The sequence below is a fragment of the Thalassospira sp. CH_XMU1420-2 genome, assembly GCF_037029325.1.
GTDB lineage: Bacteria > Pseudomonadota > Alphaproteobacteria > Rhodospirillales > Thalassospiraceae > Thalassospira > Thalassospira povalilytica.
Map to the genome: position 1 here is coordinate 250,636 of NZ_JAYMEG010000004.1, position 17,962 is coordinate 268,597.

Here is a 17,962-nt window from a genome sequence, read left to right on the forward strand (position 1 = left end):
TTGATGCCCATGGGATCGACGCCTGATCGGGCAGAAACAAAATCGATGCACAGCAAATTGAAAAGGTTCTAGGATCGGGTGTGACTTATATGATTGTATGGGAAGCTGAACTGATGTGAGCCGGTTCTTTCCGGCTTGTCAGCGCCATTCCGCCACCACAGAGAAATCGATCCATGCCCCAGCTTGAAATCGAATATTCCGCCAAACTGCCGATTGCCGACGAGTTGTCCAAGCTTGCGGTTGATCTTCATTATGTTGTCGCGCGCGAAGCCGATGCGGATCTTGGGTCTTTCAAAACCCGGATAACACCGCTTGAAAATGTGGTGATTGCCGATGGCAGTGACCGGCATGCCATGGTTCATCTTGATATCCGCTTATTGTCGGGGCGCAGTGAACGGGCGAAATTTGCCACCGGCGAAGCGGCCCTTGCGGCCTTGCGCGACCGGCTGGAATGGCTGGTTGGGGATTATGCGGTGCAATTTACCGTCGAGGTCCATGACCTTGACCGGGCCAATTACCACAAACATGTCACCGGTGTTGCACAGGTGCCCGGCTGATTACATCAGAAGGGCTTCGTGGATCGGGTGATCTGGCCCGTATCGGTCATTGAGAAGCTTGATCAGTTCGCGCGAGAATTCCTTGCCGGCATCAAGCAACGACCGTAATTCCGCATCATTGCGATCATGCGGGCCGACCCCGTCCAGACGCGCGCGCACATCGGGATCGGACAATTCGCGCAGGAACCGGTCATAAAGTTCAAGCGCAGGCAGGCTTTTTTCACCAAACACGGTTTGCAGGCGCGTAATAGGCGGAAGTTGTAAAAGTTCCGACAGTTTTTCACGTTTCCCCGCATAATCACGACCCGCAGTTTCAGCAGCCGCAATAATACCGCCGAAATAAAGCATTTTTCGTGAAAAGACGAGTTTCAGGCGCCGTGGTGCCCAGGCCTTGCTGGCGTCGCCTTCGCGGGTTTTGATTTCAAAATCGACACTGATGGTCCGGTAATAGCGGATCACATCATTGACCAGAAATCGCGCAATCGAGTCCCGGGTGACTGATGTGGTGACGTAATTGGCGATCAGATCGTCAAAGAATTTGCGTTTGCCGGCTTCGTTATAAAGCCATTCGCATTCCAGCAGGAACAGCAGCCGCCGGGTTGTGATCGAGTTGGTATCGCCATCCAGACCGATGCGATTTACCAGTTCCTCGGCGGTGACATAGGATGAAAACGGGCCGTTTACGGCCGGTTTTCGGGTCACCATTTTGCCAAGGATATCGGCGACATCCTGATGGGGGGCCTGATCACGTTCGGCTTCGCGGCCAATGATGAAGTAATCAAGATCGGATTGATCGGATGCCTCGTGCCGGCCATAGGAACCGGTTACCACAACACAAAAATTATCACCCGTCAGGCGGTTGCCCAACGCATCTCGCATCTCTGCCAGGCGACGGGCAGAGTAATCCTGATTGGTGGCGATGGTTGCGGGTAACAAGATCGGGACAGCCTCTTGGTGCGACTCGTTGATTACCAACTATCTGCGTAAAGGTTAAAGATTAATACCGCGTTTAACTTATATGGGGTGTGCGGGATTAAGATGATTGACGGGCCGGTTAAAAAGCCCAAACTTGGCGCCCGGGTTCCGGCACCGGGAACCGCGCCCCACAGATTTTTAGAAAAGATTCCCGCCATGGACATCGCCAATTTGCCATTCGGCACGACCGACTGGTCAAGTGTTGAAGCCACCAGACATCCCGGCGAGACCGGATTTGCCACCTGGCGCACCCGACAATTCGGTCCGATCCGGGTTCGAATGGTGCAATATTCACCGGGCTATCTTGCCGATCACTGGTGTTCGAAGGGGCATATCCTGCTGTGCCTTGAAGGCGAACTTGTGACCGAACTTGACGATGGCCGGACCTTCATTCTCAAACCCGGTATGAGCTACCAGGTGGCCGACAATGCCGAAGCCCACCGTTCATCAACCAAAAGCGGTGCGACCTTGTTTGTGGTCGACTAGGATTCCGGATTTAGTCAAACAGGCTTGCTGCTGCGGCCTGTTGGGCCGGGTCGGTCAGGCTGCCGACGCGTCTGAGGAAGGAATGTTTTTCCTCGTAATAGCGCTTTGACAGATCGGCAAAGCAGCGGACTTCGACATCCTTGTTGATGTGAAACTCGCGGCGCGGGACTTTGGCCTCGTTCAGGTCAAAGGTGCTGGCCGATGCGCTGATCTGGTGGTCAACCGCGTCGGCGACGCCATCAAGCTCGATCCGGTTTTTCAGGCTGTGCAGGAATTTCTTGAAGGCCGGGTGGCTGTTCAGGAACGCCTTTTCGGTCAGAAGGAAGTCATCGGCGGCAAAGTCCGGCGCATTTTTAACGACAAATTCGCGGCACAGATGGTCGGTGGCAAAGCACATCGGACCAAAAATGAAATTGCGATAGATGTCTTCCTTGAGCTGCCAGAATTTGTCCAGGCGTTTGAGCGAGTCCGCATCAAGTTTGACGGCAGCTTCGAGCAGCAGGCGCGGGTGACAATGGACGTGATTGGGATGCACATAGGTTTTCGTGCGGCTGATCCCTTCGAGCGTGTCGATATTGACCGGGCCGGAAAACAGGCTGGCATGCGGGTGGTTTGATTTCTTCGACAGAAGCGCGATCACTTCATCAGGATCAACATTGTGTTTGACCAGCAGATGATTGACCGACAGATCAAGTTCGACTTCGCCGGTGATGATTTTTTCGGTCAACTGATGGTGGTTCAGGTTGAACCGCCGGGCAAATTCCGGTTCCAGCGTATGGGAAAACGGGCCATGGCCGATATCATGCAAAAGTGCCGCAGCACCGAGCAAATCACAATCGGCATCCGATAACCCCATCAGGCGGCAATAGCGTTGCGACAGAAGGGCAACGCCGATGGTGTGGTCATAGCGCGAATGACGGATATTGGCCGGGCGTCCATTGGGATGGAACAGATAGTCGATCGCGCCCAAAAACGAGATTTCACGCAGCCGTTCAAAGGCGTGCGATGCGATCAGCTTTTTATGCAGCGGCCGGTCAAAGGCCGAGGCGATCTGGGCGCGTTTGAAATGGTAGTTATATTGCGGGACATCACGAAACAGCAGTTCCCATTCGGCAATGTCATCGGCGTTGAAATTGCTGTCAAATAGATCGCCGATTTCAGGGCCGGTATTTTGCGCGGCCTTCAGCGCGGCAGAGTCCTTTTGTGGTGCGGCCGGCTTGGCCGCCGCACGTGGAGCAAAAAGATCTAGCTGCGGTTTGGGACTCATCTGAGATTATAGATACACTTGATCTGTTACGAATGTCGGTCCCGCAGACATAAACGGATTCAGTGCCCATGTCATTGCGGTTTTTCCACAGGCGAACCCCGTGAAACACGGCTTTGCACAAGGCTGTTGCCGAGATGATGCGAAACGGTGGTAAAAGCACCCTGTTTTCACCATAATAATAGCTCATAAACACAAACGGTTAACAACACGTGACACGGAACGCATCCGAGCAAGCTTCCAAACTGAGCGGGGGAAGGAAACAGGTGAGGGCATTTTTGCGCAACTTGCCCAGATGTCGGCTGTCTGCCCTTCTTGCGGGCGGAACGGCGATCGCATCGATGCTGTTTCCTGCTGCAAGCCTTGTTGCCCAGGAAAAATTTCGCCTGAACGCGCCGGCGCAAACCGCCGCGCCCGAAGGAATCGGTGCGACAATTTTCGGAAGCCTTGCCGGACTAAGCGACCGTGACTGGCTGGTGGTTGCACTTGCCGCTGTTGGCGGGGCGGCGATTGCCGGCTGGATCGGCTGGCGGATGTCGCTTCGGATGCGCCGCCATCTTGAAGAAGTTGAAGATCACGAACATGAGCTGGCCGGTGAGAGCGAGCTTTTCACCCATCTTTTGTTTGCCGGGCCCGATCCGGTTTATTACTGGAGCCAGCAGGGCTTTGCCGAAGGCGCAAGCCCGTCTTTGCGCCGGGCGTTTCAACTGGGCACGGATGGCCGGTTCCCCGATTTGCTTGATCTGTTGCGCGACGAGGATGCCAAGGCCCTGAAGGAGCGTGTGCGCAACCTTAAGGCCGGGCATGACCGGTTTGAATTGTGGATCACGACCCTTGATGAGCGCAAATTCCACGTTACCGGCATGGCCGCACGCAAGGACCGGTCAAGCGAGGTTCTGGCCCATGGATTGTGGTTCCGCGATGAAACCCGCCATACGCGAGAACGTGAAAGCCAGTTTGGTGATTTTCAGGCCCTGAAGCACGAGGTATCGGGCCTTCGGGTGTTGCTGGACAGTTTGCCGTTCCCGGTATGGCGGCGCGATAGCGAATTGCGTCTGATTGATTGCAATGCGGCCTATGCCGATGCGGTCGAACAGCCAGGCATCGAGGATGCGCTGGCCAATCAGGCCGAAATCGGTGCGGGGATCATTCCCGATCACGGGCGGTCGCTTGCCGCATCGGTTCAGCGCAATGGCGAAAGCCTGACACGGGATTATCATGTGGTGATCCGGGGCGACCGCAAATTGCTGCGCATTACCGAATCCCCGTCCACCGATGCCAATGGATCCGACGGGCTGATCGGGTTTGCGATTGATTGCACCCCGGTCGAGGAATTGCAGTCCGATCTGTCGCGCCATATTCGCGCCCATGCCGAAGTTCTGGAAAATCTGGGAACGGCAATTGCAGTTTATGGCGGGGACAAGGGGCTTATTTTCTTTAATACCGCCTTTACCAAGCTTTGGGATCTGGATGACGAATGGCTGTGGTCGGAGCCGACCCATGACGATGTTTTGCGCCGCCTGCGCGATGAACGCAAATTGCCCGAAGTCACCGACTTTACTCAGTTCCGCAATGCCGAAAATCAGCGATTTACGGACCTTCTGAAGCCTGAAGAAGATTTGATGCATCTGCCAAATGGCATGACCTTGCGCCGGTTCATATCGCCCCACCCGTTTGGCGGTTTGATGTTTGTCTATGAGGATGTGACCGACAAGCTGGTGCTTGAAAGTTCCTATAACACCCTGATTGCGGTTCAGCGCGAGACGCTTGAAAGTCTGCATGAAGCGGTTGGCGTGATCAGTGGTGATGGGCGGTTGCGCCTGTATAACCATGGCTTTGCTGATCTGTGGGGACTTGATCCGGCCTTCCTTGATGCGGCGCCGCATCTGGCCGAGGTCGTTGAAAAATCCCGGGACTACTGGCGCGAACGCGAAGACTGGGAAAAGTTCAAAAGCCGGATGGTGGCACGTATCACCAATCACGAGCCGATGAATGGACGACTTGAACGAGCCGATAACACCATCATTGATTTCGCCATTGTGCCGCTGCCTGACGGGGCGGTGATGATGTCCTATATTGATGTGACCGATACCATCAGGGTCGAACGTGCGCTTCGTGAACGTAACGAGGCGCTGCGCACCGCCGATCAGATGAAGTCGGATTTCATTTCCACGGTATCGCGCGAACTGACCAAGCCGCTTGATCATATCAATGGCGAATCGGATCGTTTGATCCCGCATCTGACCGGCAATGTCGCACGATCGGTTGAAACCATCCGGGCCGAAGCACAAAGCATGCTGGCCCTTGTTGATGATATGCGTGATCTGGCGACATTGGGGTCGGGGCAGGTCGCACTTGAACTTGATACGGTGGATCCGCGTCGCCTGTTACGGTCGCTGGAGGCCCTGACGCGGGCCCGTCTGGCGGAACTTAATGTGTCGCTGCGTCTTTATTGTTCGCGCAATATCGGCTGGATGGTGGCCGATGAACGCCGCCTGAAACAGGCCTTGTTCATTCTGGTGACCAATGTGCTGCGCACCGCCCCCGAAGGCAGCGAGGTCTCCGTGGTGGCACGCCGCCGTGGCGAGGATATCGAAATTTCGATATCGCTTTCCGATGAAGCCCCGCAACCGATGCTGTTTGAAGGGTTGCGTGATGGCGAATCCCCGTCCGCCCGCCGTGCGCTTGGCATGGCGATGGTCCGTGCGGTGGTCGAAATCCATGGCGGTCGCGTCAAGATCAGCCGCGATGGCCGCGAGATCGCCTGTATCCTGCCTGCTGGCGAGGAAAGCGATCTGGGATAGGTGCGATAGGGCCGCCAGACAGCAAACAGGTTCGTGAAATGGAAAAGGCGCTGTTACCAGCGCCTTTTCCTGTTTCGGGTTCGGGGATACCGATCAGACCGAATAAGGGACTTCCTTGCCAGCGACAAAGGCGTCGATGTTATCAAGCGCACGGAAGCCCATGGCGTTGCGGGTTTCAACCGTGGCTGATCCCAGATGCGGCAAAAGGAACGTGTTTTTAAGATCGCGATAGGCCGGTTCGATGTTTGGTTCACCTGCAAAGACATCAAGGCCGGCCGCAGTGAGTTTGCCCGATTTCAGGGCCGCAATCAGGTCACCATCATTGACCACATCACCACGTGCGGTATTCACGATGATCGCGCCATCGGGCAGCTTGGCGATGAAGTCGGAATTGACCATGCCGCGGGTTTCCGGGGTTGACGGGCAATGCAGTGACAGAAAATCACAATGGGGCAGCAAGCCATCAATGCTGTCGTGATAGGTAGCACCGAGTTCCTGATCAGCGGGCAGGCGGCGGCGATTGTAATAATGGATTTCCATATCAAAGCCGCGCGCGCGTTTGGCAACGGCCTGACCGATGCGGCCCATACCAACAATGCCAAGACGTTTGCCGGTGACCTGGGTGCCCATCAGATGGGTCGGACGCCAGCTTGACCAGGTGGCGTTGCGGACTTCGGCCTCGCCTTCGCTGGCACGGCGGGCTGCACCAAGTATCAGAAGCCATGCGATATCCGCCGTCGCGTCGGTCAGAACGCCCGGTGTGTTGCCGATAATCACGCCCTTTTTCCGGGCTGCAGCCAGATCGATATGATCGGTCCCGACCGAGAAGGTGGCGACGATTTTGACACTGTCGGGCAGTTCTTCAAAAAAGGTCGCATCAATCGGATCGCCGACGGAAACAAGGGCCGCGTCTGCGCCGTGGCACAGGGCCAGGATTTCATTGCGCGACAGCGGGTCGTCCCCTTCCTGTGTGCGGATGTCATAGCTTTGGGCGGCGCGTTTGGCGACGGCTTCGGGCAATTGACGGGTGACGGCAAGGACGGGTTTCATTTTTGTGTTTCTCCCTGATGAAGGTGATTTTTCAAATCGTTATAAAGTCAGAATAACTGCCCGACGGCCAAACGGATACCGATTGATGTGATGACAATCGATAACAGGAACTCGGCAATGACAATCGCACTGGCAGTGGGAATTGGTACAGACAGGGTCAGGCGGGTGATAAAGATGCTGTAAACCAGTGTCGCGATCACCGCAATCATGACAAATCCGCCGGTGCCAACCATCGGAAACAGTACACCGAGTGCCAAAGCCAGCAGATAGACACCCATCTGAAGGACACTTGCCCAGTTATAGACGGTCATAAAGGCGACATAGCGTTCGGCGCGGCCCAGCATCGGGGTGATGTGAAACATCAAAAGCGGAAAGGCGACCCATTTGATGACATAGGCGATGACTTCGGTCGTCATATAGCGCAGGACCGGAAAGTCATCCGGGGCGGAAACAAGATCATGCCAGCGCAGAAACGCAAATGCCGGAAAGATGATCACAGCCGCCAGAAAGGACCGCCAGAATCCTTCGAGCGAGAAATTGAAAAACGCAAGTCCACCCGTATCACCACGGGCGATACGCCATGTGCCATACAAGGCACGCAGAGTTTCGGTTTGTAAGCTCATTGAAGACTGATTTCCGGGCAGTGGGGCAAGTTGAAATGCAATCAGGTCCCAAAGCCTATCAGGCTGCCCAGTACAGTGAAACAGCTTATCGCGGGTTATCCGCCCAGGAGGTGCGATCCTTCACAAAACACCTGTTCGAAACGTCTTTTTGAGGCGCGGTCATCGTGCAGCATGAGGGTTGAACAACAAACTGGCGGGATCAGGATGGGGGACAAATCGGACGAATATGCGTTGCGTTTGTCCTATCTTGAACAGGCAGATGCCAATTCGCTGGCGGTGGCGCGGTTGTATCTGGAAATGGCAAGCGGTCAGCATTATCGCGACCGTGAATATGCCCTGAGCCTTTTTGACAAGGCCGATACGATTTTCGCCAAACATCTTCCGACATCACGCGATGCGGCGATTGCGGGTCTTGCACTTAGTCTGAATAACCGGGCGGCACTTGAACTTGAGGCCGAAGAATGGGACTGGGCGATTGATGCAGCCAGTCAGGCCGTGGCACTCAGGCGCGACAGGCTGCGCAATTGCGTCGGGCGCAAGGATGATACAGAGCGCCTTGATCTTGGTTATTCACTGGCGGCACTTGTTCTGGCCATGCGCGGTGCCGGGCATAACGATCATGCCTGTGATGCCGCGGCCGAAGCAATTCACGTATTGGGCAAGTTTGCCGGGATGCACAATCAGGAAGCGTTTGTTCTTCTGACCAAGCTGATCTGCATTTACGCCGATTTATGCAATGTGATCGGGCGTTTGCCCGATGCCGCATTGCTGTTGCCATTGGCCAAGGCATTCTACAGCACACGAAAAGGCCGCACGTAACCGCCTGGCCAGACAGAAAAACGGCTGCAAAACCATGGGTCTTGCAGCCGTCGGGACGGGTGGGTGGAAAGGGGCCTAGCGGCTGCTTTCGACTGACCAGCTGACCTTGATTTCGGATTTTGCCGGGACCTTGACTGTCCAGGTGATCAAGCCGGGATCCGGGCGGTCATGTTTGTGGCTTTCCTTGGTGACCGTCCAGTCAGACGGTACATTTTCGCGAAGGGTGACGGTTTCTTCGCGGTCGCTGGTGTTACGGATGGTCCAGTTCAGATCTGCCTTGACCGCATCAGGCAGGTTCGGGCGCGCCGTGCGCGAGAAGGCGGTAACTTCCCGGGTGCCTGAAAGTTCACTGGCCTGACCGATCGGCAGGATCGCATCGCGTCCGACCGGGGTCAGCGACATGTAATTTTCCGCAAGGAAGCCGGTGTCACCCGACGGGGCCTTGGCAAAGATGCGGGTGATGCCCGCAGGCCATGGACTGTTTTCATCCGCGCCGCCATCATTGGTCAGTTTCAGTTCAAGATCGGGGCGGACAAAATCGGTCTGGCTGCTTTGGCCCATGCCATAAGGGTTGCTTGATGCCTGGAAAATGGCGCGGCGTTCAACCGGCAAAATCTGGGCATCAATCAATGGCAGGATGACCGTGTCGCCGTTTTTCATCGAAAGATCGTTGAACGGACCATAGACATGCAGATTTTCAAATGTCTCCCGGTCCGGGGCACCGGCACCCGGTGCGGCACTGTCGGCCATGGCGGACATCATCATTTCGGTGCGTGCACCCTTGGCCATCGGTGATGTGCCGACCTGGTTCATGTCGCCGGCAACCAGGCGAAGCTGTGCGCCATCGATGGTGCTGCCCGAATTGTTGGTAACGCGGGCAATGGCCGAGAGTTTGAGCTGGTTTGTCTGACTGTCATAAACCGCAACATAGGATGTGTTCCAGCCAATCCCGCCCAGAAGATAGGCCATCGAGACATGGTCAAGCGGGGCTGTGGTGGCAATGTCGGCATCAATCGACGGACCGGTGGTGAAATCGTCCGGCAGGTCGTTGATGATGATCCGGTCCATTGGCACCTGTTCGATCCCGGCATCGGTCTGAACCAGTGCAAGATGGGTCAGGGCAACAAGTTTGCCTTCGATCAGGTCGTCATCGCCACGGCGAATGGTGACGGTTTTGCCGATCTGATCGCGCAGCAGGCTTTCAAACGCGTTGTAGCCATTGCCGCGATTGCGCAATGACGTCCAGACCAGATCACTGTCGGTCGCAGTACCGATCAGAAATGAATCATCAATCAGGGTGGTGGGAAGCCCGCTGATGCGTAGCGTGCTTTGGCCATCGGGAATGGTGGCTTTGCGCTGTTCGGCGATCAGTGACAGATTGCCCGGATAAACCGTCAGCTGCAACTTGGTGCGCGCATCCGTCGAAAGCGGGATGGCCGGGCCAAGATTGTTGCGTTCCTCGACCGTGCTTTGGGCACTGGCCGCTTCGATATCCTGTCCGAAAAATACCGCCGTGCCCAACATCGCAGCCAGCGCAAAACGGTTACGCAAAGTTCCAGCCATTTCCGGTCCCTTGATTGATTTTAAAGAAGTAATGACTGCTACCATCGCGTGAAAAGATGGCAGGATCAAGGAAAGGGCTGGACGATTTTGAGTGCCGCGTCAAAAGCGGCGGACAAGGCCAAGTCATTGCCGCAAAAATACGTCCTGTCTGACATGGTCGCGACACTAGCGACCATGTCAGACAGGGGCCGGTATCAAACGGCGTCTGAAATGCCAAGAGTCAGGGGACTTGCGTCAGTTCACGACATGGCGGAACGAATAGCCACCCATTTCCGGCAGATGGTGCTGATAGGCCGATTGGCGTGCGGTATCGATGATGATCGGCGCACGCAGATTGACCGACATGCTGATATTGCCGTCTTCTGGTTTGTGCAGGGTCACGATCAGTAACACCGCGCCGTCATTTTTCTTGATGCCGTGAATATTAAAGGCCTGTTCAAGATGCTCGGGGCGGATGGTGTCGCTATCAAGATTGTAGGGGGCGACGATAAAGGCCAGTTCCGGTTCGGTCAGGCATTGCATCAGGATAAAGGCATTGGACCCGTCGCCGGGGAAACTTGCCAGTGCAAAGACGTTATGATCGGGAAAGCCTTTGAGACCGGCCGGGAAATAGATTGCCTTGTCCCAGGCAAATTCCCGTTCACCAAACAGGGTGGTTAGCGTCACGGCAGTCGGAACGGCGTCCGCAGCCGGTGCATTCACGTCAGGCGTCTTGACCATCGTTTCCTCCTGCTGATCAGATCGCGTATCGAACCAATCCTAATGCAAAGCACGTTGGTCCGGTATCCCGGAATTTCAAGGGGTTGCCCGATGCGCCGGAATTTTCCGGTCACCCCTGTTCGGCGGGCCGGAAAAGGACGCCGACCGGTTCGCTGAAACCTTTGACCTGAATGGTTTCGGTCTGACTGTACGGGGCCAGAAGGACGGGCGCACAAACCGGCACTTCGTTGCGGAGTTTGTTGGCGAAATCGGCACTGATGACCATTTCGCTGCCAAGTTCGCGGGTGGCCTGTTCAAGGCGGGCGGCCAGATTGACACTGGCGCCGATCACGGCCGAAGTCATGGCTTCGCGCTGGCCTATATCACCCACAACGGCGGCTCCGAAATTCAGACCGACCCCGATCCTGAGCGGTTCGTCACCGTCGGCGGGATCGGTGGCCTGCCATTCGGCGACCTGATTGATGATGGCCTGGGCCGCGCAAAAAGCATTGGCGGCGGGACGTTCAAGATTGTCAAAGGCAGCGAAACTCGCCATTACGGCATCGCCGATATATTTTTCGACAATCCCGCCATATGCCCCGATCTGGCTGGTGGTGATTTGGTGAAACTGATTGAGAAACCGCATGACTTCCTGTGGGTCGCGTTTTTCGGCAAAGCGCGAAAAGCCCATGATGTCGGCAAACAGAATGACACATTCACGCCGTTCGCCGACCCGGACCGGTTCATCGCGATCGGCAAGCTGATCGGCAAGGGCGGTGGGAAAATAGCGCGCCAGATTGCCATGGGCGCGTTCAGCCGCGGCAAACTGGTTGATCAAAACACGCAGGCGCGAAACCATCACCGCACAGGCCAGCGTAAAGACGATGACGATAATGACCTGTTCGGCCAGTGCCGAGATATCGACGAATTCCGGCAGGTTATAGGTATCGATCAGTTCCTGCTGGGTCGGGTTCCATTCATCGCCGAAATGCTGCGATACAATCACGCCCGGACGGGTGACAAGCCACCAGATCGCTCCGCACCAGGCAACAAACAGCCAGAACCCGAACCATAAAATCAAACGCGGCGAAAAGGTCATGATGACCAGTGCCATCATGATCATCGAAAAGACGACGCCACGGTCACGAACAACAAATCCGTAAAGCCATGCCGGGTGATCAATCAACGGATTTAGCGGATCGGGCACGACCGAAACATAGACGATCAGGGCCGCATCAATTACCGCAAGCAGATAGATCATCCAGTATGTCTTGCCGCCACGAAAGGCGACAAACAGCTGGATAAACACGCCGGGAATGAACCAGCCAAGTACTTCGAGCAGGGTGTAAAGTTTGCCGGTGGGGGAATCGGGTTTGCTGAACAGCAACAGGATAAAGGCCAGCATGCAGATGCGCAAAAACGCGACAAGGATCAGCCCGCGCTTTTCCTCGCGTGCGACAAGGCGGTCAAACAATGAATCCGAAGGTTCAGTTTTTGATGGCATCAGCAAGAAGTTGTTTCAGCCCGTCGCTGTCCTTGATGATCAGTCGGCCGTCACGGCGGGTGATCATCCCCTGTTTTTCAAGTTCACGCAGTTTCTTGTTTACGGCTTCGCGCGTCACGCCAAGCATCAGACCAAGTTCCTGTTGCGACAGCGGAAGTGCTATGCGGATGCCTTCGGGATCGGGTCCGCCATGACGTTCGGCCAGCCACAGAATGCGTTTGATCAGACGTGCGGTCAGATCAAGGAAATTGGCATCTTCAAGAAGATCGCTGACCCAGCGCAGGCGACGGCACAGAAGGGCCGTGATATGGCGCCGCAGCGGTGCTTCGCGGTCAAAGATTTCAAAGAAATCATCACGTGAAATGAACAGGGTCCGGGTCGGGCCGACAGCCCTCGCGGTTGCTGTGCGCGGTTCGCCATCAAGAAGGGCGATCTCGCCAAAGACGGCACCGGGTGCCAGAACGTTCAGGACGATTTCCTTGCCGGTTTCCGAAACAGATGAAATGCGGACCTTGCCGGCCTCGACCGCATAAAGTCCGTCGGCCGGTGCGCCCTTTTCAAACAGCAACTGCCCGTCTTCCAGTCGGCGTACGGTTGCCTGACCGGAAAGTTGTTCGAGCAATTCAGGATCGAGATCCTCAAACAAAAAGCTGCCCGCCAAAATACGCGAAGCGATTTTTGCAAGCTGCGGTGATGTTGGGCCGTTGACACTGTTCACGGAATTCACTTTGGAAATAGCGTTACTTAAAGGGACGAATCGTCACGTTTCTAAGCCAAAGTAGCACAAATAACCCGATTTACAGCAAGCGTTTTCGATTTCTCCGTCCTTGGGGCGAACCGGGGATGATCGTTGGGAAACAGCGCGATGGCGGGGAATATCGGCATGCGCACATTGGCGATTTGCCCACAGCACCCAATGTCTATGTGAACTCGATGACGCAGTCACGGGGCGATAAGGACCCGATGTGGCGGCGGAAATCAGGCGGGGTGGTTTTGATCACGGGGCCGAAAGGCCCGGTAAATGGCGGGTTTCGTCAAAATATAGAATGTTTGACAAAATCTCCTATGTTTTTTAAATTATCCTAATTCCGAATCAGACTGCGCAAGAACAAGATTGTCACAAGCAACCACGGTCTGCGGGATTTCGTTCAATTGGGAGGAAGTAATGAAGATGATTTCCAAGGGTGCCCTGTTTGGCGCCGTTTCCATGGTTGCCGCGTCATTCGGTTATTCCGCGCAGGCAGCTGACGTGACCTTGAACTTTGCCCATGTCGATCCGGCAGAGTGGACCACCTCGAAGAAGGGTGCGGCATCCCAGGTCTTTAAAAATATTGTCGAAGCAGAATCCGGCGGCCGTATTGAGGTCGCACTGTTCCCGGCCGGGGCGCTGGGCGGTGAAACCGATCTGTTGCAGAATACCCAGGACGGTACGCTGGCCATGTCGATGGTATCGGGTCCGTTCTCCAAGGTTTGCCCCGAGGCAGCCGTTCTTGATATTCCCTATATCTTCCCGAATGCCAACGTAGCCTGGAATGTTCTGGATGGTGGTTTTGGCAAGGAACTTGCCGAGCATTGCCTGGAAAAAACCGGTCTGCGGACGCTGGCATATGGTGAAACCGGGTTCCGTAACTTTACCAACTCCAAGCGTGCAGTTGCCGAACCGAAAGATATGGAAGGTTTGAAGATTCGCGTCATGACCGTTCCGTTGTTCGTGGAAATGGTCAAAGCACTTGGCGGTGATCCGACCCCGATTCCGTGGCCGGAAGTTCCGACTGCACTGACCACCGGTACGGTTGACGGTCAGGAAAACCCGATCAGCGTGATCTATGCCAACAAATTCTATGAGATGCAGAAATACCTGACGCTGGACCGTCACGTATATGGCACCGACTTCATCGTGATCAATGAAGCAACCTATCAGGGTCTGTCGGATGCGGATCAGGCGCTTCTGCGTCGTGCTGCGGGAATTGCCGCCAATGTTGGTCGCGCAATCCAGCAGTTCAATTCCGCCGAAGGTGTGGCGAAGCTGGCAGCAGAAGGCATGGAAGTCACCACGCCGACCGCAGAACAGCTTAAGGCATTCCGTGATGCAGCCCAGCCGGCTGTGATCAACTGGCTGTCGGGTCAGATTGACGCCGAGTGGATTGAAAAACTGCAGAAAGCCGTTTCCGAAGCAGAAGCTTCCATGTGATCGGCATTGGCAGACCGGGGGCTCCTCCTTGTTCCTGGTCTGCCCTTTTTTCCCGCCATGGTGCCCCAGGGGCATTTGAATTTTCCGCGACGATCCGGGGGAACCCATGCAACGCGCAGAGAAAGCGTTCAAGCGTTTGCTCGCCGGACTTTCGGGGATCAGTATCCTCGTAGTGTTTGGTGTTGTTTTTGCTGGCAGTGTCAGCCGCTATTTATTTTCTTCCCCGCTGCAATGGAGCGAAGAGGTCGCGAAATACGCGATGATCTATGGTTGCATGTTTGGTGTGGCTTTGGCCTATCTCCAGGGTACCCAGATCACATTCAGCATCGTGATTGATACCGTGCCGGCCCGTTTGCGTCGCAAGCTTGCGATTGTGGTCGATGCCACAACGCTGGTGCTGGGCGGTGTTCTTGCCTATGCGGGATGGATTTTTGCCGCCAAGCGCGGCGGGATTGTCGCATCGGGCATCGGCATTCAGATGTATTGGGCGCAGATCGCAATTACCATTGGCGGGGTTTGCCTTGTCATTGCGGCATTGCTGCGTCTGGCATCGATTTTTGACAAGAATTCGACCGGGGGTGAGGCATGATTACCGGCGTTACCCTTTTGGCCCTGCTGGCGATCGGCGCACCGGTTGCCTTTGCCATCGCACTTGGTCTTGTGGCCTATATCAGTACTGGAACGTTCGGGATTGATTTGCTGCCGCAGCGCATTTTTGCCGGCATGGACAGCTTTACCATTCTGGCAATTCCGCTTTTTGTTCTGGCCGGCGAATTGATGAATGCCAGCGGCATCACGTCGCGCGTTATCAATCTGGCCAATGCGCTGGTCGGCCATGCCAAGGCCGGTCTGGCACAGGTCAATATCTGGTCATCAGTGATTTTTGCCGGACTTTCGGGATCGGCGGTGGCCGATACATCGGCAATCGGGCGCATCTTTATCCCGTCGATGGAAAAGGAAGGCTATCCGCGTGATTTTGCCGCGGCTCTGACTGCTGCTTCGTCGGTGATCGGTCCGATCATTCCGCCAAGCATTCCGGTGATTATCTATGCGCTGATTACCACCAATGTGTCGGTTCCGGCCCTGTTCCTTGCCGGGATTGTGCCGGGCATTCTGCTGGCGATTGCGCTTTCGGTTTATGTGCGGTTCTTTGTCAAGAATTACGCCAAACCATGCGAACGCATGAATATGGGTGAAAAGCTCAAAGCCGTTTGGAGCGGGTTGATCCCGCTTTTCATGCCGGTATTCGTGATCGGTTCGATCCTGGCGGGGATCGTGACCCCGACCGAGGCGGCAAGCTTTGCGGTGTTTTATGCGCTGGTGGTTGGCTTGTTTGTGTTTCGCGAACTCAAACCATCGGATTTGCCGGGGATCTTTTCCGGGGCGATGCGTGATTCTTCAAGTATCCTGATCATTATGGCAACGGTTGCCGCGGCCAACTGGTTCATGACATTTGCCGGTATCCCGCAGTCGATCAGCAAGTTTGTTCTGGGCTTTGTCGACAGTCCTGCGACCTTCCTGATTTTGATCAACCTGATGTTGCTGGCGGTTGGTCTTGTACTTGAAGGCATTGCGGCGATGCTGGTGCTGGTGCCGATCCTGCATCCGATCGCGATCAGCCTTGGCATCGATCCGACCCATTTTGGCATCATTGTCATCTTTAACCTGATGATCGGTCTGATCACACCGCCGATGGGGCTTTGCCTGTTTGTCGCCGATGCGATTGCCGGTGTCGGGATGGCCAGGATGATCCGCGCGATCATGCCGTTCTTTATTGTCGAACTTATGGTGCTGATCCTCATCACCTTTGTGCCTGACATCGTCACCTTCTTGCCTAACCTGTTTGGATTTTAGGATACCATTCCATGTTGAAGCTCGGTCTTATCGGTAAAGGCATTTCACGGAGCCAGTCAGCCCGACTGCACGTTTTGCTGGGCCGCATGTGCGGGATGGATGTTACATACGACTATCTTGATAGCGATCAGATCGCCGATTTCGATCTGATCAGACAGCTGACCAAATGTGCACAGACCGGTTATGCGGGGGTCAATGTGACCCATCCCTATAAAACCAGTGCACGCAAACTGATCACCCCGCGCAAGCGCCTTCCCGAAGCCCTGGGATCGGTCAATACCGTGGTGTTTCGTGAAGACGGATGGCGCGGGGACAACACCGATTTCGTCGGTTTCATGCGCGGTTATCGCCAGCAATTTGGCGATGCAAAGCCGGGCACGGTCTTGCAGCTCGGCGCGGGGGGCGTCGGGCTTGCAACCGCATTCGGTTTGCGCGGTCTCGGGGCGGACAAAATCCTGATCCATGACAAGGATGCCGCGCGTGGTGAAGAACTTGTGGCCACCCTTGTTGCCGCCGATGCTGCGGCCGAATTTGTTGGCGAAGCCGATCTTGCCGATATGGTGCGGTCAGCCGACGGGTTGATCAACTGTACCCCGGTCGGGATGAACCAATATCCCGGCTGTCCGTTTGATACGGCCCTGTTTGGGGGGCAGAAATGGGCGTTTGATGCGGTTTATACCCCGGTGCAGACGGCGTTTCTGACCTCGGCGGCGAAATCGGGGATTGAAGTCATGACTGGCTTTGAACTCTTCTTCTTTCAGGGTATTGAAGCATTCGAGGTTTTCAGCGGGGCAGAAATCGATGCCGATGCTGCAAGAACAGAATACTTCAATGCCTATCCCGAGGCATTGACAGGGTAGGGAGCAAGAAATGAGCAGCAGCACCGTTGCCGAGACAGTCTATAACGAAATTCGCGATGACATTCTGTATGGCGAATTGCAGCCGGGCGTGAAGCTTAAGCTTGAGGCGCTGCGCGAACGTTATAGCGTCGGGGTCAACACGCTGCGCGAAGTTCTTAACCGTCTTGTGGCATCGGGCTTTGTCTTTGTCGAAGGCCAGAAGGGTTTTCGTGTTGTCGAAACATCGCCGTCCAATTTCAAGGAATTGACGGCGATGCGGCTTCTGCTTGAACGCGACGGGCTGAGTGCATCGATGAAGGATGGCGATGTTGAATGGGAAGCCCGGGTTGCGGCGGCCCATCACAAGCTTGCTGCCATTGAAAAGAAGATGATGGTCGAAGACAGCCGCGAACTCACCGTTCGCTGGAGCCAGTATGACCGCGAATTTCATCAGGCCCTGATTTCGGCATGCGGTTCGGACCTTCATCTGCGTCTTCACCGCGAGATTTTCGATCAGTTCCGGCGCTATGTCGTGATCGAACTGAAAACCCACGGATTCCGTGGTCAGGAAATTATCGATGAGCATCGGGCTCTTTGCGAACTGGCACTTGCACGTGATGCAGATGCCGCGATCGCACGGCTGACCGATCATATTGAAACCTACCGGCATCGTTCGCAGGACTGACCTGTTTCGGGTGGCGCCTTTGGCTTGCCGCCCGACGCATTTGACCAGA

Annotated in this window: 17 protein-coding genes; 9 read left to right on the plus strand and 8 right to left on the minus strand. The window is 55.4% G+C overall.

Annotated features, from left to right (window positions below; all coding sequences use genetic code 11):
* The first annotated feature begins 173 nt into the window (after positions 1-173).
* Complete coding sequence (locus tag WA429_RS14880) at positions 174-557, plus strand: 5-carboxymethyl-2-hydroxymuconate Delta-isomerase (protein WP_101246921.1); 384 nt, start codon at positions 174-176, stop codon at positions 555-557.
* Here the strand turns inward: WA429_RS14880 and WA429_RS14885 are convergent, their stop codons facing one another.
* Positions 558-1,493 (minus strand): DUF294 nucleotidyltransferase-like domain-containing protein, encoded by a 936-nt coding sequence (locus WA429_RS14885; protein ID WP_114112390.1) that lies wholly within the window; start codon positions 1,491-1,493, stop codon positions 558-560.
* Positions 1,494-1,688: 195 nt separating this feature from the next.
* Here WA429_RS14885 and WA429_RS14890 point away from each other — a divergent pair, with 195 nt between their 5' ends.
* Positions 1,689-2,018, plus strand: a complete 330-nt coding sequence (locus WA429_RS14890) for a DHCW motif cupin fold protein (protein ID WP_101247057.1) — start codon at positions 1,689-1,691, stop codon at positions 2,016-2,018.
* Positions 2,019-2,028: 10 nt separating this feature from the next.
* Here WA429_RS14890 and WA429_RS14895 read toward each other — a convergent pair whose 3' ends face one another.
* A complete protein-coding gene (locus tag WA429_RS14895; protein WP_101246926.1) occupies positions 2,029-3,285 on the minus strand; it encodes an HD domain-containing protein in 1,257 nt (418 codons plus the stop codon).
* Between the two features lie 263 nt (positions 3,286-3,548).
* On the opposite strand from WA429_RS14895, the gene WA429_RS14900 reads away from it, so the two are divergent.
* Entirely contained in the window at positions 3,549-6,086 is a 2,538-nt protein-coding gene (locus WA429_RS14900; protein ID WP_287464741.1) for a sensor histidine kinase, read from the plus strand.
* Between the two features lie 93 nt (positions 6,087-6,179).
* Here WA429_RS14900 and WA429_RS14905 read toward each other — a convergent pair whose 3' ends face one another.
* Together WA429_RS14905 and WA429_RS14910 are read right to left on the minus strand one after the other, a co-directional pair.
* On the minus strand, positions 6,180-7,136 hold the full coding sequence (locus WA429_RS14905; RefSeq protein ID WP_101246928.1) for a 2-hydroxyacid dehydrogenase: 957 nt from the start codon (positions 7,134-7,136) through the stop codon (positions 6,180-6,182).
* A 47-nt stretch (positions 7,137-7,183) separates the two neighbouring features.
* Positions 7,184-7,759 carry a hypothetical protein gene (locus tag WA429_RS14910; protein ID WP_287464742.1) on the minus strand — a complete coding sequence of 192 codons (576 nt, stop codon included), beginning with the start codon at positions 7,757-7,759 and terminating at the stop codon, positions 7,184-7,186.
* A gap of 204 nt (positions 7,760-7,963) precedes the next feature.
* On the opposite strand from WA429_RS14910, the gene WA429_RS14915 reads away from it, so the two are divergent.
* The gene (locus WA429_RS14915) at positions 7,964-8,578 is read left to right on the plus strand and encodes a hypothetical protein (RefSeq protein ID WP_101246930.1); all 615 of its coding nucleotides are present in this window, start codon (positions 7,964-7,966) and stop codon (positions 8,576-8,578) included.
* A 75-nt stretch (positions 8,579-8,653) separates the two neighbouring features.
* Here the strand turns inward: WA429_RS14915 and WA429_RS14920 are convergent, their stop codons facing one another.
* From WA429_RS14920 to WA429_RS14935, 4 genes are all read right to left on the minus strand, one after another.
* Entirely contained in the window at positions 8,654-10,141 is a 1,488-nt protein-coding gene (locus tag WA429_RS14920; protein ID WP_287464743.1) for a DUF4139 domain-containing protein, read from the minus strand.
* Between the two features lie 234 nt (positions 10,142-10,375).
* The gene (gene fliW, locus WA429_RS14925; RefSeq protein ID WP_287464745.1) at positions 10,376-10,861 is read right to left on the minus strand and encodes a flagellar assembly protein FliW; all 486 of its coding nucleotides are present in this window, start codon (positions 10,859-10,861) and stop codon (positions 10,376-10,378) included.
* A gap of 109 nt (positions 10,862-10,970) precedes the next feature.
* Positions 10,971-12,344 (minus strand): adenylate/guanylate cyclase domain-containing protein, encoded by a 1,374-nt coding sequence (locus WA429_RS14930; RefSeq protein ID WP_101246933.1) that lies wholly within the window; start codon positions 12,342-12,344, stop codon positions 10,971-10,973.
* The gene (locus WA429_RS14935; RefSeq protein WP_101246934.1) at positions 12,328-13,062 is read right to left on the minus strand and encodes a Crp/Fnr family transcriptional regulator; all 735 of its coding nucleotides are present in this window, start codon (positions 13,060-13,062) and stop codon (positions 12,328-12,330) included. The genes WA429_RS14930 and WA429_RS14935 overlap by 17 nt, the downstream gene beginning before the upstream one ends.
* 447 nt (positions 13,063-13,509) lie before the next feature.
* Here WA429_RS14935 and WA429_RS14940 point away from each other — a divergent pair, with 447 nt between their 5' ends.
* The 5 genes from WA429_RS14940 to WA429_RS14960 all read left to right on the plus strand — a co-directional run bounded on the left by WA429_RS14940 (position 13,510) and on the right by WA429_RS14960 (position 17,913).
* Complete coding sequence (locus WA429_RS14940) at positions 13,510-14,535, plus strand: DctP family TRAP transporter solute-binding subunit (RefSeq protein WP_101246936.1); 1,026 nt, start codon at positions 13,510-13,512, stop codon at positions 14,533-14,535.
* 106 nt (positions 14,536-14,641) lie between these two features.
* Positions 14,642-15,124, plus strand: a complete 483-nt coding sequence (locus tag WA429_RS14945; protein ID WP_101246937.1) for a TRAP transporter small permease — start codon at positions 14,642-14,644, stop codon at positions 15,122-15,124.
* Positions 15,121-16,389: a TRAP transporter large permease gene (locus WA429_RS14950; protein WP_287464749.1), complete on the plus strand. Its 1,269-nt coding sequence runs from the start codon at positions 15,121-15,123 to the stop codon at positions 16,387-16,389. Before WA429_RS14945 ends, WA429_RS14950 begins: the two co-directional genes overlap by 4 nt.
* Positions 16,390-16,400: 11 nt before the next feature.
* Positions 16,401-17,249 carry a shikimate dehydrogenase family protein gene (locus WA429_RS14955; RefSeq protein ID WP_287464750.1) on the plus strand — a complete coding sequence of 283 codons (849 nt, stop codon included), beginning with the start codon at positions 16,401-16,403 and terminating at the stop codon, positions 17,247-17,249.
* A 10-nt stretch (positions 17,250-17,259) separates the two neighbouring features.
* Positions 17,260-17,913: a GntR family transcriptional regulator gene (locus WA429_RS14960; RefSeq protein WP_101246940.1), complete on the plus strand. Its 654-nt coding sequence runs from the start codon at positions 17,260-17,262 to the stop codon at positions 17,911-17,913.
* The last annotated feature ends 49 nt before the right edge of the window (positions 17,914-17,962 follow it).

Bases quoted from the DNA above. Each gene is read 5' to 3' on its own strand.
- WA429_RS14880 (WP_101246921.1), top strand. From the start codon at position 174: ATGCCCCAGCTTGAAATCGAATATTCCGCCAAACTGCCGATTGCCGAC.
- WA429_RS14890 (WP_101247057.1), top strand. From the start codon at position 1,689: ATGGACATCGCCAATTTGCCATTCGGCACGACCGACTGGTCAAGTGTT.
- WA429_RS14895 (WP_101246926.1), bottom strand. From the start codon at position 3,285: ATGAGTCCCAAACCGCAGCTAGATCTTTTTGCTCCACGTGCGGCGGCC.
- WA429_RS14905 (WP_101246928.1), bottom strand. From the start codon at position 7,136: ATGAAACCCGTCCTTGCCGTCACCCGTCAATTGCCCGAAGCCGTCGCC.
- WA429_RS14910 (WP_287464742.1), bottom strand. From the start codon at position 7,759: ATGAGCTTACAAACCGAAACTCTGCGTGCCTTGTATGGCACATGGCGT.
- WA429_RS14915 (WP_101246930.1), top strand. From the start codon at position 7,964: ATGGGGGACAAATCGGACGAATATGCGTTGCGTTTGTCCTATCTTGAA.
- WA429_RS14920 (WP_287464743.1), bottom strand. From the start codon at position 10,141: ATGGCTGGAACTTTGCGTAACCGTTTTGCGCTGGCTGCGATGTTGGGC.
- fliW (WP_287464745.1), bottom strand. From the start codon at position 10,861: ATGGTCAAGACGCCTGACGTGAATGCACCGGCTGCGGACGCCGTTCCG.
- WA429_RS14930 (WP_101246933.1), bottom strand. From the start codon at position 12,344: ATGCCATCAAAAACTGAACCTTCGGATTCATTGTTTGACCGCCTTGTC.
- WA429_RS14940 (WP_101246936.1), top strand. From the start codon at position 13,510: ATGAAGATGATTTCCAAGGGTGCCCTGTTTGGCGCCGTTTCCATGGTT.
- WA429_RS14945 (WP_101246937.1), top strand. From the start codon at position 14,642: ATGCAACGCGCAGAGAAAGCGTTCAAGCGTTTGCTCGCCGGACTTTCG.
- WA429_RS14950 (WP_287464749.1), top strand. From the start codon at position 15,121: ATGATTACCGGCGTTACCCTTTTGGCCCTGCTGGCGATCGGCGCACCG.
- WA429_RS14955 (WP_287464750.1), top strand. From the start codon at position 16,401: ATGTTGAAGCTCGGTCTTATCGGTAAAGGCATTTCACGGAGCCAGTCA.
- WA429_RS14960 (WP_101246940.1), top strand. From the start codon at position 17,260: ATGAGCAGCAGCACCGTTGCCGAGACAGTCTATAACGAAATTCGCGAT.